The organism is Mesorhizobium sp. CAU 1741, from assembly GCF_039839275.1.
Taxonomy (GTDB): domain Bacteria; phylum Pseudomonadota; class Alphaproteobacteria; order Rhizobiales; family Rhizobiaceae; genus Aerobium.
This window is the reverse complement of sequence record NZ_JBDOQP010000001.1, coordinates 763736-779231: the sequence shown is the minus strand read 5'-3', so window position 1 is coordinate 779231 and position 15496 is coordinate 763736. Positions and strand designations below refer to the sequence as shown.

At 64.1% G+C, this 15496-nt stretch carries 11 protein-coding genes; all 11 read right to left on the bottom strand.

Going from position 1 to position 15496, the window contains the following annotated elements:
- Window positions 1-121 precede the first annotated feature (121 nt).
- The 11 genes from AAFN84_RS03730 to AAFN84_RS03680 all read right to left on the bottom strand — a co-directional run bounded on the left by AAFN84_RS03730 (window position 122) and on the right by AAFN84_RS03680 (window position 15438).
- A complete protein-coding gene (locus AAFN84_RS03730; RefSeq protein ID WP_347513159.1) occupies window positions 122-2278 on the bottom strand; it encodes a cellulose synthase in 2157 nt (718 codons plus the stop codon).
- Window positions 2269-3312, bottom strand: a complete 1044-nt coding sequence (locus AAFN84_RS03725) for a glycosyl hydrolase family 8 (RefSeq protein ID WP_347513158.1) — start codon at window positions 3310-3312, stop codon at window positions 2269-2271. Before AAFN84_RS03725 ends, AAFN84_RS03730 begins: the two co-directional genes overlap by 10 nt.
- Window positions 3309-5621, bottom strand: a complete 2313-nt coding sequence (locus tag AAFN84_RS03720) for a cellulose biosynthesis cyclic di-GMP-binding regulatory protein BcsB (RefSeq protein ID WP_347513157.1) — start codon at window positions 5619-5621, stop codon at window positions 3309-3311. Before AAFN84_RS03720 ends, AAFN84_RS03725 begins: the two co-directional genes overlap by 4 nt.
- Complete coding sequence (gene bcsA / locus AAFN84_RS03715) at window positions 5618-7810, bottom strand: UDP-forming cellulose synthase catalytic subunit (RefSeq protein ID WP_347513156.1); 2193 nt, start codon at window positions 7808-7810, stop codon at window positions 5618-5620. Before bcsA ends, AAFN84_RS03720 begins: the two co-directional genes overlap by 4 nt.
- Before the next feature lie 173 nt (window positions 7811-7983).
- The gene (gene bcsN / locus AAFN84_RS03710; protein WP_347513155.1) at window positions 7984-8895 is read right to left on the bottom strand and encodes a cellulose biosynthesis protein BcsN; all 912 of its coding nucleotides are present in this window, start codon (window positions 8893-8895) and stop codon (window positions 7984-7986) included.
- 142 nt (window positions 8896-9037) lie between these two features.
- Entirely contained in the window at window positions 9038-9427 is a 390-nt protein-coding gene (locus tag AAFN84_RS03705; RefSeq protein ID WP_347513154.1) for a response regulator, read from the bottom strand.
- Entirely contained in the window at window positions 9424-10503 is a 1080-nt protein-coding gene (locus AAFN84_RS03700) for a sensor histidine kinase (RefSeq protein WP_347513153.1), read from the bottom strand. Before AAFN84_RS03700 ends, AAFN84_RS03705 begins: the two co-directional genes overlap by 4 nt.
- Complete coding sequence (locus AAFN84_RS03695; RefSeq protein ID WP_347513152.1) at window positions 10500-11936, bottom strand: ATPase domain-containing protein; 1437 nt, start codon at window positions 11934-11936, stop codon at window positions 10500-10502. The genes AAFN84_RS03700 and AAFN84_RS03695 overlap by 4 nt, the downstream gene beginning before the upstream one ends.
- Before the next feature lie 241 nt (window positions 11937-12177).
- Window positions 12178-13203 carry an aldo/keto reductase gene (locus AAFN84_RS03690; protein WP_347513151.1) on the bottom strand — a complete coding sequence of 342 codons (1026 nt, stop codon included), beginning with the start codon at window positions 13201-13203 and terminating at the stop codon, window positions 12178-12180.
- Complete coding sequence (locus AAFN84_RS03685; RefSeq protein ID WP_347513150.1) at window positions 13200-14480, bottom strand: CoA transferase; 1281 nt, start codon at window positions 14478-14480, stop codon at window positions 13200-13202. The genes AAFN84_RS03690 and AAFN84_RS03685 overlap by 4 nt, the downstream gene beginning before the upstream one ends.
- Window positions 14473-15438, bottom strand: a complete 966-nt coding sequence (locus tag AAFN84_RS03680) for a hydroxymethylglutaryl-CoA lyase (RefSeq protein WP_347513149.1) — start codon at window positions 15436-15438, stop codon at window positions 14473-14475. The genes AAFN84_RS03685 and AAFN84_RS03680 overlap by 8 nt, the downstream gene beginning before the upstream one ends.
- Window positions 15439-15496 lie beyond the last annotated feature (58 nt).

The following is a 15496-nucleotide window of genomic DNA, read 5'->3' as shown; positions in this document are numbered from 1 at the left end:
TCTGCCAGGCCGCCACCCCGGAAGGCGTTGCCAGACTGGTCACGTTCTTGCAGCGGACAAGTCGGTAAACGTCGCTACCGAACCGCTTAACCGGCCGAATTGCGGCATGGCACGCAATGCGTCAGCGATTCTCGTAGGAACTGGACGTAACGGCGGCGAGACCTCGCACGCCCTCCCGGTCGCCGGTCGCCGCGACCGCCTCGAACACCCGGCGGGCGTCACCGAACCGGTTGAGGTTGAGATAGGAATAGCCGCGCAGCACCATCAGGTCGATGCGTTCCGGCGCGATCTGGCTGCGCTGGTCGAGCGCCAGCAGCGTCTCGACATAGTTGCCGCGCTCGAACGCACCGGCCGCGCGCTGCGCGAGAATCGCCGTCTGCAATTCGTTGGCGCGACCGGCGTCCTGCGGTTCCGCCACCGCCGCGACGGCAGCCTCGTCGACGAGTTCGACGCGCAGATAGGCGAGGCTCTTGCCCCAGGCGGCGTCGCGCCGCTGACCGTCGGAACCACCTTTCAGGACGACGTCGAACGCCTCGATGGCCTCCATCGGCCGGTTCATATCCATCAGGCACCAGCCGCGTCGCAAGGCCGCCGCAGCAGATAGGGCGGCGGGATGGATGCGAAACGCGCAGGTCGTACCTCCTGAAACGGAAGTGCCGCCCGAGGCGTTCGCCGCATCCTGCCGTGTCTCGGTTACTGGGCGCACGGGCTGTTGCGTAGCCGCCGGCGTTGTCGCAGGCGGCGACGCGCCCTGCCGTTGCGGCGTTGGCATGACCGCCGGCGCGGTCCTGCCGGCATCGGTGCCGACATCCTGGATTCGCTGCGAGCGCCCGGACCATGTCTGCTGGATCTCGGCCAGCCCGTTCGCATCCCCAAGCAGGTGGCGGGTCAGCGCCAGACCATACGCGGAGGGCTCGTCGTCGAGGTCCCATTCGAGCGCGGTTGAAAACCACTGCCCGGCGGTCTCGTGCTGCTCCCATGCCCGCGCATACCAGCCGAGCTGACGTGCCGTGGCGACGTCTCGGCCCGCTGCGGCTTCGGCAACGATGCGCTGAAGCACCTCAGTGGTCATGACGGGCTTGGGTTCCTGTCCCAGGAGATTGGCGGCGGCAGCCAGATAAGCCTGCCGGGCATCGTCATCAGCGTCACGCCAACGATAGAGCACGTCTTCCGCCTCGGCGTTCTGCCCTTGTGCCATCAGAGCCAGTCCAAGCCCTTCGGATGCGTCCGCCGTGTCTTGCCTGCCGCGCGAGAGACGGAACCATTTTTCGGCTTCGGCATGATTGCCTCGCAGCAGATGATACCAGCCGAGCAGGCGCGCTTCCGCCGCACCGTCGTCTGCGTTGGCAAGTCGTTCCACCCTTGCAAGCTGGTCGGCGGGCACCATCACGGTTTCGTCCTCGCCGCCGCGCGCCACGAGATTTCGTGAGATGTCGTCCCTCACCGCATCGAACTCGCCGAGGCCGCCCTCGTCCTGCCGTTCGACCGCCAGCAAACGGTCGAGCTGTTCCTGGTCGAGAAGCTGGCTGGCATTCTGGATGGTCGCCAGCCGCTCCTGCGGATCGTCGCAATTGGCCAGGATGTAGGAATAGGCATCGCTGGCCCGCGCGGGACGATCGGTGCGGGCGAACGCTTCCGCGACCCGCCACAGCACGTCGACATCGCCGCAGGTCAACAGATGCGGATTCTCAGAACCAAGGCGGATAACCGTTTCGTGCTGGTCGATTTCGGAGGCGTTCACCAGCCGCTCCCGCGCTTCGGACAGGGCGAGCCGGTCGAGCAGGTCCTGCGGAGGCTGCCAGCCGGGCTCGTCAGCCTGGCGCCGGGCGATCGACTGCCGTGCTTCCGCCAGACTGCCTTCGGAATAGAGTTGCCAGACGGCATCGAGCTGCTCGTCGGCATGGACGGGGATCGACAGCGGGTCGGCCGGCGGCGTCCATTGCGGGTAGAGTGCGCGCAGCCGCGCGATCTCGCGCTCCAGGCGGCGGGTATCGCCTTGACGGGCGAAATAGCGCAGCGCGGTTTCATCCACCTGCACTACCGCATCATCCGTGCCCTCCGGACTTGCGGGCGCCTGCGCCAGTTCGGCAGGCAACTGGTCTTCCGCCGAAGGGGCTTCCATCACCCTGAACGGAGCCGCACCTGTGACCACGTCAGACACCGGCCTGCCGTTGATTTTCCAGAAGCTGTCGGCGAACACGGGTCCGGCGAAGGATATCAGCACCACCAACAGGACGGGCCAGGCGGACGCGCGAAGCTGTGTCGGGTTCAAAGACATTCCGGACGCGCCTCCCTCGCATGTGCCAGCGCCAGGAGGTGCAGCGTGGAAGGGTAGTACATCGTCGGCTCGAAGCGTCGCACGTCTTGGGGCAGCGGGGTTCCGTGCAGCACGCACCGCGCCAGTGCGGGTATGATGCGATAGCCCGCCTCCATCAGCTCTGCCTTGATCTCGTTGCTCTCAAGATCAACCAGTGCCAGCCCGCCGCCCGGTCCCGTCATTCCCGTCAGCATCCGCTGCAGAAGCTCCCTGTCCGGCTCCCCCGCCCGGATAAGGTAGAGGGGGATTCGCACCGCATTATAGCTGAACTCGGTGGGAAATCCCTGCGCCGGTTGTGGTTGGCCGCCAAGCGAGAGCCAGTCAGGCGGTAGTGCCCTCGCTCCGAATCCTGCTTCTGCGACGAGTTGGCGCCCGCTTTGGTCGAGTGCAGCCCAGTCCGCGTTCGGCGCAAGCTCCCGCAAGACCGGCAGCGCTTCAAACACCCAATAGGAGAGGTTGACGACTGGTCCGTCCGGCCGTTCCTGTGCGCCGAAACCAGCCACGCCGGGCGATAGCAGCATGCGACCCTCATGTTCGAACATCGCGTGCGCGGCCAATGAGACCGCGATGTCCCCGGCACTGTCGGTGAACCGCGCTTCGCTCCACCCCCGTCCCGCCAATGCGAGCGCATAGGCAATCAGCATATCGCCGTCAGAGGCGTTGTTGGTGTCGGTAACGGGTGGGTCGGCCTGCGGGTCCCATTTCCACACCGCGAGCCCGTCATCGCGCAGCATCAGGTTCATTCTCGTGAATGACCATATGCGCTCGAAATCGGTACGACTTCCGGCCAGCCAGGCGAGCAACAGCCCATAGCCCTGCCCTTCGCTGTGCGAGATGTTGCCGTTGGCGTCGTCGACGACCCGGCCGGACTCCTCGACGAACCGTGTCTTGTAGGCGTCCCACTCCTGCGGCTGGATCACGGCGGTCGCGGGTTGTGAACTGGCGTTCATCGGCCAGAGCAGACCAAGGACGCACAGCGCTGCGGCTCTGCTCATCGACGCCTCCCTAGCCGGGACAACAGCCCGGACGTCGCGGTGCCCAGAAGCAGGCACGCCAGCACCAGCAGCAGCGAATACGATAGGATGTTGGCCGACAGCCAGTTGGCGGCCACCAGCCGGTAGTTGCCGATCGTCGGTTCCTGCGACTCGACGAAGGAAAAGGCGGCGACGGGCTCAGAGGTCACTGTTTCCATGTCATTCTGAACCACACTGACGCGGCCGGCCAACCTCTCCCACGCACGGAAGTTCGAAACCGCCTCCGTCCCCGCTTTCAACCCGTCTGACGTGGGCGCGGCAACGACGGTCCATACGCCGGTTCCGGAGGGGTTGAGTCCCTGCGCGACCAACAGCGCGTCATCGGAGGCCGGGTTGAAATCGGCGTCGTCCGATGGAGCGAAGCGCATCATTTCCAGCGTTATTCCGAAGGTCTCGGAGAACCAGTCTTGAACATCGCTCAGGCCGGTTCCCTCCATGCGCTGGCGCCACTCATCGAGGTTGGTTTGGTCCGGCGCTTGGGCGCCCGGGTTTCCATCCTGCGGCATCCAGTCGGTGCGGGCCTCCTCGGCCACGCCGACCTGAGCGAGCACGCCTTGCGGTATCGAATTGACCGCACCGACGAAGATCGCATGCTGCTGCCGTGCCGCATCGGTTGAATAGGTCGACGACAGCGGAATGGAGCGTCCTGCGCCGACGGCGATTCTGGCGAGAATGTTGGCTGCCGCAGAGAGGCTAGCGCCGTCACCGTCGAGGATGATCGCGACGGGCTCGTCGGCCTGGCCGTAGGGATAACCCGTTCCAGATGTAGAGGCGAGGTTTGGAAACTGGCCGACACGGCCGTAGTCGGGAACGACAAACCGCGACGAATCGAAGATGGCGAAGCGGGGCGTCTCGTCGGACGGCGCGCCCGGCAGGCAGGTCTCATCCTGCTCGGTCAGGAGGTTGGCCTCAACCATGATCTCGTTCAGCCCGGGCCGGAAGTGGCGCATCGTGACCTTGATCGGAAGCTGGTTGACGATCGCGCCTCCCTGTTCCGTGAGTGGCGTTGATGCGGCGATGTTGCCGTTGACGTAGACGTTGATCGAACTGCCCGGCAGGACGGAGGCTGAAAATGCCGCATCCAGCATCAGGCGGGCCTCGCCATACGAAGCGGCATAGAAATCCGATGGGATGGCGAAGGTGAAGCTGCTCGCGTAGCGACGTCCGGAGAATTGCTGCGATGGAATGCCGAGTTCGGCGAAGGTCAGGCTGCGCCGATCGTAGATCATCGGGGCGTTCGGCGCGCGCCAGTTCTCGGTGACGAGCGCGTCCCGCCGGCTGCCGGCGGCGCGGTCCACCGGCGCCAGAATCTGGTTGATGGCGGAGGCCCACTCGTCGCGGCGACGGCCGCTGACCAGCAGCGTCGGCGCCACCGATTCCGCGCCAGCGCGAAAGCTGACCGCTGGTCCCTGCTCGGCGTTATCGGTCGCGTCGCCGGCATAGGGCGCCAAATCCTCAGCCGTTCCAAGCAGCACCCGCAGTGCCAGGTTCGCGTCCTCGGCCTGCGGCGAGCGCGAGACCGAGAACTCCTGGTTCGGCTGATTGACGTAAAGGGAAAGCGCCTGCACGAGCTGCAGGATTTCCGCCGTCATGTTTTCGCGTTCCATCGCGGGCGCAACGATCTCGATGCGGGTCTTGCCTTGCGCGCCCGGAGCCAGTGCGCGCAGGTCCGTCAGCCCGACGAAAGTGTCAGCCGCCGCGTCGCCGAAGGACAGGTAGGCGCCGGCGGGGTCCAGTTCGGTCCACAGTTCGTAGGTCGAGGCGACGGTGCAGTCTGTCCGATGCCGATGGTCGACCCGCACTGAGAATTCATTGCGCCCCGATCGCAGCAGTGCGGGCGGCACGTCCACTTCGATCGGCACGAAGCCATCGGCGGCCTGTACCGGCCGATCGATGACGAGTGTGTTGTTGAGAAAGACCCTGAGGCGCGAGCTTTCCGGTGCGACGACAACCGAATTGCGAAAGGCAAGATGCAATCGGGCCGCCGACACGGCCTGCGCTGCCGTAAGATGGATCGCCCAGCTCCGCGAAGGGTTTTCGCCCGAGAGCGTCAGCGCGCCATCCGGAAGCAGATGCCGCCGCACATCCGCGGGCGGGACCGCAGTTGGCGTCTCGCCGGTTTCCGGCGCGGGCTCAGCGACCGGTTCCTGCTCTGCCGCCGGCGGCGATAGCGTCTCGGCCGGAGGCCGTTCCGGCGACATGTCGAACGGCTGCTGCTGCGCCGCGGCGGGCGCGCCAAGCAGCATCAATGCGATCAATGTCCGCTTCATGTGCGCGCTCCACTCACGGCGCGACCTTTCTGCTCCCGTGCCGAACGCATGCCGCGGAACAGGTAGACGAGCCCCCGCGATGTCTGGAACAGCGCCAGGCGCAGGAACCACAGCGTCCCCATGAGCACGCCCGGATTGCGCCGGCGCGAACTCTGGAACTGGCTCCATTGATCAGCATTGGCGAATAAAAGGTCGGCGACGTAGCGATGATGCTCGGGCAGCGAACGCACATAGCGGCAGCCGATTGCGACCGCCTCGCCTGACTTTTCGCTGTTCATGATGTCGAGTGGCAGGATGGCAGGATCACCGCCGGAAAGCGGCGCGAAACGCACGCTGGCGCGGCCACTCTCGATCATGCCGGTGATACCCTTGCCATGGACCTGCACGCGGCAGCCATTAACCGAAACATCCTCAATGGTCGCGGGAAGCCAGTTGCCTTCCTCGCCAAACTGGCAGCGCCGGTTGATTTTGACTCGGCGCGTGGCGGCCCGTTCGCGGCGTTCGGCGACGACCCCGAGCGCGCATCCGGCCATGATCAGGTTAAGCAGGTTCCAGCCGCCGACGACCAGCGTCACGTCGGCCTTCCATGGCTCCGCATAGACCCTCCACGCCGTCACCGCCACGCCTATCAGCAGGACGGCGAAGATCACGAAAAATGGCCGGCTCAGTTCCGACAGCCGGTTAGACGCGATCGACTCGTCCTTCGCCGTGACCTTGAAGGTCGGCTTTCTCGGATTGAGCATTACCGATACAACCGCCGGCAGCAGATGCACCGACTGGATGTATTCGTAGAGCTCGGAAATCCACGGCCAGCGAAAGCTGCCATAGAGGTAGTTCTGCATCATCAGGTTCACGACCATGTAGCTGAGCGTATAGGCGAGGAACTCGCCGCCAGATGCGGTGAATATCTCCAGGTCGAAGAACAGGTAGAACAGTGGCGCAAACAGGAAGACGGTGCGCGGAAATGGAAACAGCCAGAACAGCGTCGACGACATGTAGCAAAGCCGCTGCGGCAAGCTGAGCCCGCGCTTCAGCGGCGGGAACCGGAACCGCAGGATCTGCATCATGCCCTGTGCCCAGCGGCTGCGCTGGCCGATGAAGCTGGCGAAGGTAGCGGGCTGCAACCCGGCAATCAGCGGCTTGTCGACATAGACGCTGTTCCATCCGCGCGAATGGAGCTCGACGGCGGTCTCGCAATCCTCGGTTATGCTGACGCCGGAAAAACCGTTGGTCTCCTCCAGCGCCTCGCGCCGTAGCACCGCCGCCGAGCCGCAGAAGAACGACGCGTTCCACTTGTCGAGGCCGCGCTGGATGATGCCGTAGAACATCTCGTTTTCCGACGGCATCTTCTCGAAGGTGCGCAGGTTCTTTTCCAGCGGATCCGGGTTGAGGAAGAAGTGCGGCGTCTGGACGAGGAAGAGGCGCGGATCCTCGGAGAAATACCCCACCGTCTCGCGCAGGAAGCTACGCGCCGGTGCGTGATCGGCATCGAACACGGCGATGAGTGCCGCGCTGGAATGCGCCAGCCCGTTGTTGAGGTTACCGGCCTTGGCATGCTCGTTGCGCTCGCGCGTCAGGTAGCGGGCGCCGAGATCGGCGCAAAGCTTCTGCAGTTCGACGTGGCGCTCCTCGGCCTGCTCGGCAGCCACCACGTTGTCGGCATTGCGCTTCTGCACCGTCCCGCCATCGTCGAGCAGCCAGACCGTCAGCCGCTCTGGCGGATAATCCATCGCCCTGGCGGCGGCGATGGTGTCGGCCAGCAGCACTGCCTCCTCGTTGTAGGTGGGAATGAACACGTCAACATGCGGGAGGTCTTCCTCCGCCATCGGCATGGGCGGGCGCGAAGGCAACGGTTTTGCGACGATGAACAGGCTGAGCGCCAGCATGAAGACGCTGTACATTTCTGCGAGATAGAGCAGCAGACCAGGGATGAAATTCTCAAGCTGGCCGACCGGCGGCAGTGTACTGGTCGTGCGCCAGTAGACGTAGCGCATGACGATTGCGGTGCCGAGCGCCAGCGCGACCAGGCGCCACGTGCCTTCCGGGCGAAACAGCTTCATGGCCATCATCAGGGCAAGGATCACCGCGCCGGCGATGAGATGCGTCTGGAGGTTGATCGGCAGCGAAACGACGAAGATCACCACGATCGCCGCGAACGCCCATAGGAGGCCCAGGAGGAGCTTGCTCATTCACCTGCCGTCATGGTTGAACACCTGCGGACACCAAACCCCAGGCGCCGCCCTTTGCATGCCAACGGAAGAGACAGGTCATGGTTCGGCATTTCCAGGATAATCACCGGCAAAGCTTCAACCCTGCTTAATCATTGGTAAAACCAGCACGTGATTGCGGTTGTACCGTTTCATCAGCGCGATGGCGGCGGCGGCACGATCGGCGCCGGCACGGTTTCTATGCGCGGCGGCGGCGGCACGATCGGCGCGCCGGCCGGAGGGGCGGCCGGTGTGGGGACCGCAGGAACCCGCCGTGGGGTGGCGCTCCTGCGCGGTACCGGCGGCGCCGGGGGCGGGTCGAGCATCGCGTCGAAGCCCCCGCTCGACGCCGGCACGATCGGCTTTCCTGTCTGGCCGAGCCGCGGATCGGCGGCGGAGGGCGTCCCATACGGGTTCCAACCGAACCCGCTGAAGGACGAATTGATCGTATATCCATACATCAGTGCCAGCAGGCCGCGCTCGCTGGCACCGATCTGGCACACGCGCAGCCGCATCTGGACCGAGCCGCGGCTGGAAAACGGCGAGCTGCCGCGATTGGGCACGATGCGCTGCCAGGCATAGATGCAGCGGTTGCGCCCCGAAGTGCCGGTGGCGTAGCCGAAAGGTCCGTAGCCGTTCTGCACGTAGAGCGGCGAACGCTGCATGGCGATGCCGGGAAGCGCGGCGCGCATTTCGCGCCTCAGTTCGGCCTCGCGCAGTCCGTGGTCGGGAAGCCTCGTCGTACTGCCATCGCTGCCCACCGGGCCGAACATCTGGACACGCATGAGGTTCTGGCCGGGCACCGATGTCGTTGCGCCCAGCGCGATGTCCTGCTGGATGGCGTTGGCGTAGCGGCGCTCCACGACGCCGACCACCGCCGGCCCGCCCGGAGGTGGCAGCGCAATCGCGTCAGCGGCCGGAACGCTTCTTGCCAGCGACGCCTGCTCGAGGCGCGTCGGCGACGCGACACAGGCGCCGAGCGCAAGGGCCAGAAGGGGGGCCAGCAATCGCGATGCCTGCTGCAGGAAACGATTGCCGGCCAGAGTTGTCGCTCCAGTCGTCACCATCACTCGAATCAGTTGGCCCGCCGTCCTGCGCCATTCCTAACGCGCGCACGGCATCCGAGAAAGCACCAACACGTCCAGATCGTGACTTTGCACATGAGCGCCGTATCGAGACTGTACGGCACTGCCCCCGCCAGCGACGGACCTATCGTCCAGCCGATTCTCTGAACAGCTCGATTTTGGTCGCCAGTTCATTCTGCGACACAGGCTTGGATACGACCCCAAGGGAGACATCGCCATACTCGGCGGCGATCTGTGCCTGCCCCGTCACGAAAAAAGATGGAATGCCTCGTTCATGCAACCAGGCAGCCGCGTCCGGTCCTGTCGACCCATCGGCGAGGTCGATGTCGATCAGCGCGCCATCGATCTCCAACGACGGGAATTGCTTCTGGAGTTCGGAAAAGCTGTCGAGCGCACCAACGAAGACATGGCCAAAATCTTCGATCATCTGCTCGATGTGGAAGACAATGAGCGGATTGTCCTCAAGGTACAGAATGCGCAATGGCGACGACGTGCCGGCAGTGGTCTTGTTCATTCCGGCTTAACTCGCCCGTGCGTCAGAGGTTGCCCTGCTACGCGTGAAAAGGGACCGCTCGCCTCGCATCGCAGGCCGGCCTTGTCGAAAACGATGAGCGGCTTGGTGCCGAAAATACTGGCCAGCGCCGAGCGGATGTAGCGCGTCCCATAGCCGGCGCGGGTTGGCTCTTCGACAACCGGACCGCCCTGCTCCTGCCAGACGATCGCCAGGTCGGGCTCATCATCATCCGACAGCGTCCAATTAAAGCGAACCTGTCCTTTCGGCTGCGACAGTGCACCATACTTGATCGCATTCGTTGCAAGCTCGTGAAGGCAGAGCGCCAGGGTGGTGCCAGGTTCTCTACTCAGCACGACAGGAGGACCGTGCGCGACGATCCTGTCTTCTCCATGCAGGAGATACGGATCGAAGGTGAGTTGAGCGATCTCGGAGATCGAGGTGCTGTCGCCCTCAGAGCGGAAAACGGCGGAATGCACCTTGTCCAGGGCCCCGAGACGGCCACGAAAGTCTTCGGCGAACGCATCCATGGAGGTCGCACCCCTGCGGGTCATTTCGAAGATCGAGGTGACGCTTGCGAGGATGTTCTTGACCCGGTGGTTCAGTTCCCGGCGCAGTTCGATCTCTTTGGCGATGTGATCGCGAACGTCTCGTTGGCGGAGTCGCGCCAGCAGCGCCGACTGGACTCCGCTCGCCAGTTCAACCGTCGTGACGGGTCGTTGATAGAACAATAATCTCGCTCTTGGCCAAACGCGACCTAGTTCAGCACGCACCTGCTCGGGCCGCGATGCCCGGTCGAGCAGAACGACAATGGGAATCTCGGACCATGAGGGCTGCGCTTGCAAATGACCCGCGACGGCCGCGATGATGCCCGGCGTAAGCGCTTCGTGCGTCGCCACCAGCACACCGGGCGACGCAGCCAATAGTTCGTCGAGATCGTCCGCCTGGGTGCCTACTCTGACACCGATGTCATGGTCCCTGAGTAGCCGTCCCAGATAGTCGGCGTCCTTGCGATATGGCGCCAGGATCAGCACGTGATCCAGCGCCGAACTCTCATATCTTTGGTCCGAGACGTTCACGCTTCCGGAAGCGGGTTGTACGGCACGACCGTAACGCCTGAGCTCGCGATGAAAAGCTCATGGACATCGAGATCGTGTGGCCCATGGCGCTTCTTCACGACGGTGATGTTGCGACGAAGGCGTCCGTCGTGCTCGGTCAGCCGTAGCAGGAGGACGGTGTCGCCCAGGAAACTGACATCGACATCGATGCCGACATTGTGTCCGAGAAGCCCATGCTGGGCCACGATCAGCATCGTCAGGACTCCGGCCCTCGCCAGATATTTGAGCAGGGACTGGATGTCGCGAACCGCCTTGTCACGATGCGGCAATGAATTGAGATAGCCGGTGAAGCTGTCGATCACCACGACGCGGGTGCGATCTTCAGTGACGATCGTCTGCACGATCTGAGCAAATTCGCCTGGCGAGATTTCGTTCGGATTGAAATCGCGGATGATCAGCTGGCCCTTGTCGTAGAAGGGACGCAGGTTCATGCCGAGCCCTTCCGAACGGCGGAAAAAGGTCTCCAGCCGCTCCTCGAACAGGAACAATGCAACGTTCTCGCCGCGCTCGAGTGCCGCTGTCGCGTAGAGCGAGGCCATCGTCGACTTGCCCGTACCGGACTGGCCGATGACGAGCGTGATCGTCCCCGATTCCTGTCCGCCGCCGAACATTTCGTCGAGCGTGGCAACGCCCGACTTGATCAATTCAGGTTGGGTGTTCTCCGGCATCGATCCCGCGACAATGCGCGGAAACACGACGACGCCCTCCCCTTCGCGGATCGCCATGTCGTGATAGCCATCGGCGATCGGCACGCCGCGCATCTTGCTCACCTCGATGCGTCGACGCACGGCGCCATAATCCTGAAGCGACTTGTCGAACCGGATCACGCCGTGCGCGATACCTTCCACTTCCTCACCGTTGTTGCCCTCCCGGTCCTGGGTGTCGAGGAGCAGGGCGACCACGTTGCGCTTCGCCAGAAAGGCCTTGAACCCAATCAGTTCGCGCCGGAAACGAGGCGTATCGCCGGTGATGAGACGGATCTCCAGAAGCGAGTCGTAGACGAGACGGCTCGGCTTGTGCTCCTCGATGGCGCGCTCGATCGCCTGGCGCGTCTCGTCCAGCCGCAGCTCCGCAGTCTGAAAGATTGTCTGATCCGCGCCGCCACCGACAGCGTCGGAGGCCGAAAGCTCCTCGATCCGGATGCCGTCCATGGACCATCCATGCGAGACCGCGATCGATTCCAGTTCGGCAGCGGTCTGTGAAAGGCTCACGTAAATGCACCGCTCGCCGGCCTCGACGCCAGCCCGCAGGAACTGCAGCGCCGCCGTGGTCTTGCCGGCGCCAGGCGCGCCCTGCAGCATATAAAGGTTGGATGGCGGAAGACCGCCTCGCAAAATATCGTCCAGTCCAGCGATCCCCGTGGAAATCGGCTTCAGTTTCTTCCGCTTGGCCATTTCAAGTCCAGATTTCGCGTCCCTAGGCGTCGCTACCATCTTTGGTTGGCTGGAGCGAACAAAAAACCGCAGCACCGCGATCGTCCCGCCCGGTTGACCAAGACCTCAGCGAGAAGAACCCGCCATCAAATCTCGGGGATCACAAATTCTGGCCACGACCATAGAGGATGACCACGCCACGCCGCGCCGCCTTAAGGACGGCCGCTCATGGGGTCTATCGGATTAAGGAAGCAACCGCGGCTCAGGTCGACAACCCCTCGCGCAGCATGCGGCCGCGCAGAGCGTAGCGCGGGTCGGTATGACCCGGGGCGGGAGTGTGCCCCGGAGGACAGAGGCCGCTCAGAAACGCCTCGTCTTCGGCGTGATAGGGATGCGACACCGCGTCGAGATAGCGATCGAACTGATCGCGCGTCTTGGGTCCGACCAGGACCGAGGAGACGGACCTGTGTGCCAGAACCCAATTCACTGCAAGGGCGACGGGATCGAGGTCCCGTGCCTCCGCATAGGCTGCGGCCTCAGCCGCGCGCGCCAGCGTTTCCGGCCTGAACTCCGTCTCCAGTATGCGCTTGTCGCCGCGCGCGCCGCGCGAGCCAGGCGGCGTGCCACCGCGATACTTGCCGGTCAGGATTCCCCGGCCGAGCGGCGAGTACGGCACGACGCCGAGGGAAAAATGCGCGCAGGCAGGAAGAGCATCGCTCTCCGCAGTGCGGTTCAGCATATGATAATAGGGTTGGAGAACTGCTGGACGCGCGACCCCCAGCAGATCGGCGACACGGATCATCTCCGCGATCTTCCACGGCCGGAAGTTCGACACCCCCCAATACCGGATCGCGCCCTCGTCAATCAACCGCCCCAGCGCCGTGATCGTCTCTTCGAGCGGCGTGCGCTCGTCATCGAGATGGAGATAATAGAGGTCGATGCAGTCGGTCTTCAGTCGATCGAGTGACATCGCCGCCGCACGCCGAATCCATTCGGCTGAAATGCCGCCCGACCCTGGAACGGTCGCCAGCTGATTGCCGACCTTGGTCGCGAGCACGCAAGCGTCGCGGTGCCGACCGAGCAGTTCGCCGAGCATTTCTTCGGATTTTCCACTCGAGTAGGAATCCGCGGTATCGATGAAATTGCCGCCTGCCGCGAAGAAGGTCTCAAGGATATTTTCCGCTTCGTCCCGGCCGGTCTGGTCGGCGAACATCATCGTTCCGAGGCAAAGCGGCGACACGTCTGGTCCGCCAGCGAAAAGCGGACGTTTCTCGGCCAATATCGTCATGCCTTCACCCGCTTCACGTCCCCGTCCTCGCCTGGCAGCCCCCGGTCGTCGCGCACGGCGCCGGCCTCCATCATATCTGCGATCGCGTCGGCGCCAAATCCGGCTTCCTTCAGGATTTCGACCGTGTGCGCGCCGAGCCGGGGTGCAGGCCGCATGATGCGGCAGGGTGTTTCGTCGAGCTTCACCGGAAAGCCCAGCATGCGAACCGTGCCGTGACCGGGATGCGCCACGTCGATGACCATGTCCTGCGCCGCGACCTGCGGATCGTTCAGCGCCTCTGCCAGATCCTGGACCCGCCCGCACGGGACACCGGCAGCGTTCAGCCTTTCGATCCAGTCCGACTGCGCCCTCGTCCGGGTCCTGGCGTTCAACAGCGCATTTATCTCGTCACGGCGTGCGAAGCGCTTGGCGTTTGTGTCGAAGCGCGCATCCTCCAACAACGAACCGAGGCCGAGGACGTCGAGAAAGCGTTTGAGGATAACGTCGTTCGAAGGCGCCACCGCAATTTCGCCGTCCGTCGTCTGGAAGAGACCATAGGGTGCGACGAGCGGATGGTCGTTTCCGGTGCGAACCGGTGTCTTTCCCGTCGCCAGATATTCCGACGCGAGATAGGCCATCATCGACACCGCGCTCATCATCATGGCGGTCTCGACATGCTGGCCGCGACCGTTGAGATCGCGCGCCCGCAACGCGCTGACGATGCCGAACGCGCAATAGAGCCCAGCCAGAAGGTCGGTTATCGGCTGGGCGACGCGCATGGCTTCTTCGCCTTCGCGGCCATTGACGCTCATCAACCCGCTCATCGCCTGTGCGATGAAATCGAAGGCGGGGCGATCGACATACGGCCCGGTGCTTCCGAAGCCGTTGATATTGGCCGTCACCAGTCGCGGGTTCAGCGCAGCAAGCCGCGCCTTGTCGAACCCCATCCGCGCCAGGACGCCGGGGCGGAAATTGTCGATGAGCACGTCGGCCGTCTCGATCAGTCGCGAAAGGACCGCACGGCCCTCGGCGCTATAGAGATCGATGACGACTGAACGCTTATTGCGGTTGAACGAGGCGTAATACCAAGAAAGCCCGTCTCGACCGGCGCCCTGCTCGCGGATCGGATCGCCGGTTTCCGACTCCACTTTCACGACGTCGGCGCCCATGTCGCCAAGCAGCATGGAGCAGAACGGCCCGGAAAGCACCCGCGTCAGGTCGATGACCCGAATGCCGGACAGCGGCGCTTTCAGGCCGGCGGCATCCGGCGGAATGGCTGGATCACCGTCCTCAGCCATTCGCCGTCCTGACTGCATCCATCGGATGAAGATCGAGGCGGTGGCCGGCCTTCATCACCTGCCCCGGCAACGAACGGCCGATCACGCTTTCGGCGCGCTGCGAAACGGCGATCAGCTTCTTCAGGTCGATGCCCGTTTCGACGCCGCATTCATCCAGCATGTAGACGAGGTCCTCGGTGCAGATGTTGCCGGTCGCACGTGGCACGAACGGACAGCCGCCGAGCCCGCCGATACTGGCCTCGAAGCGGGTGACGCCTTCCATCAAACCGGCATAGACGCAGACCAGGCCGACGCCGCGGGTATTGTGGAAATGGAGTGCGATGTCGGCCTCCGGCACGGCCTCGCCCAGCGCCCTGACCCGCTCGGTGACGAGCGGCGGCGTCGCCATGCCGGTCGTGTCGCCAAGCGAAAGCGTCGTTATTCCCATGTCGCGATAGGCACGCGCGATATCGACGACGTCGGCGACGGGAACGTCACCCTCGAACGGACAGCCGAAGGACGTGGCGATTGCGCCATAGACGTCGATCTTCGCAGCCTCGGCGATTCGGCAAATGGCCTGAAAACCGGCAAGGGACTGCTCTCGCGTGCGGTTCACGTTCTTGAGGTTGTGGCTCTCGGATGCCGACATGAAGACGACCATGGCGTCGACTCCGGCCTCCACCGCTCTCTGCGCGCCCTTCTCGTTGGGAACGAGCGCTGTCAGCACCGCACCCCGGCTGCGATCGATGCCGTCCAGCACTTCGGCGGCATCCCGCATCTGCGGCACGGCGCGGGGCGACACGAACGACGTCACCTCGAGATGCCTGACGCCGGCGTCGATCAGGCCGTTGACCAGCGCGATCTTGTCGCTCACCGACACATAGGCAGGCTCCGATTGCAGCCCGTCGCGCGGGCCGACATCGATGACGCTGACCTTTTTCGGAAAGCCGGGAAGTGTTCCGGAAGCGGTTTCGTGCACAACGTCCTCCAACCTGATTGCGTCGGTCGACCAATTTGGTATACCGTTCACCTGTGGA

Excerpts from the sequence above, each read along its gene's own strand:
- AAFN84_RS03695 (WP_347513152.1), bottom strand. The coding sequence starts at position 11,936 with ATGGCCAAGCGGAAGAAACTGAAGCCGATTTCCACGGGGATCGCTGGA.
- AAFN84_RS03725 (WP_347513158.1), bottom strand. The coding sequence starts at position 3,312 with ATGAGCAGAGCCGCAGCGCTGTGCGTCCTTGGTCTGCTCTGGCCGATG.
- AAFN84_RS03685 (WP_347513150.1), bottom strand. The coding sequence starts at position 14,480 with ATGGCTGAGGACGGTGATCCAGCCATTCCGCCGGATGCCGCCGGCCTG.
- AAFN84_RS03705 (WP_347513154.1), bottom strand. The coding sequence starts at position 9,427 with ATGAACAAGACCACTGCCGGCACGTCGTCGCCATTGCGCATTCTGTAC.
- bcsA (WP_347513156.1), bottom strand. The coding sequence starts at position 7,810 with ATGAGCAAGCTCCTCCTGGGCCTCCTATGGGCGTTCGCGGCGATCGTG.
- bcsN (WP_347513155.1), bottom strand. The coding sequence starts at position 8,895 with ATGGTGACGACTGGAGCGACAACTCTGGCCGGCAATCGTTTCCTGCAG.
- AAFN84_RS03690 (WP_347513151.1), bottom strand. The coding sequence starts at position 13,203 with ATGACGATATTGGCCGAGAAACGTCCGCTTTTCGCTGGCGGACCAGAC.
- AAFN84_RS03730 (WP_347513159.1), bottom strand. The coding sequence starts at position 2,278 with ATGTCTTTGAACCCGACACAGCTTCGCGCGTCCGCCTGGCCCGTCCTG.
- AAFN84_RS03720 (WP_347513157.1), bottom strand. The coding sequence starts at position 5,621 with ATGAAGCGGACATTGATCGCATTGATGCTGCTTGGCGCGCCCGCCGCG.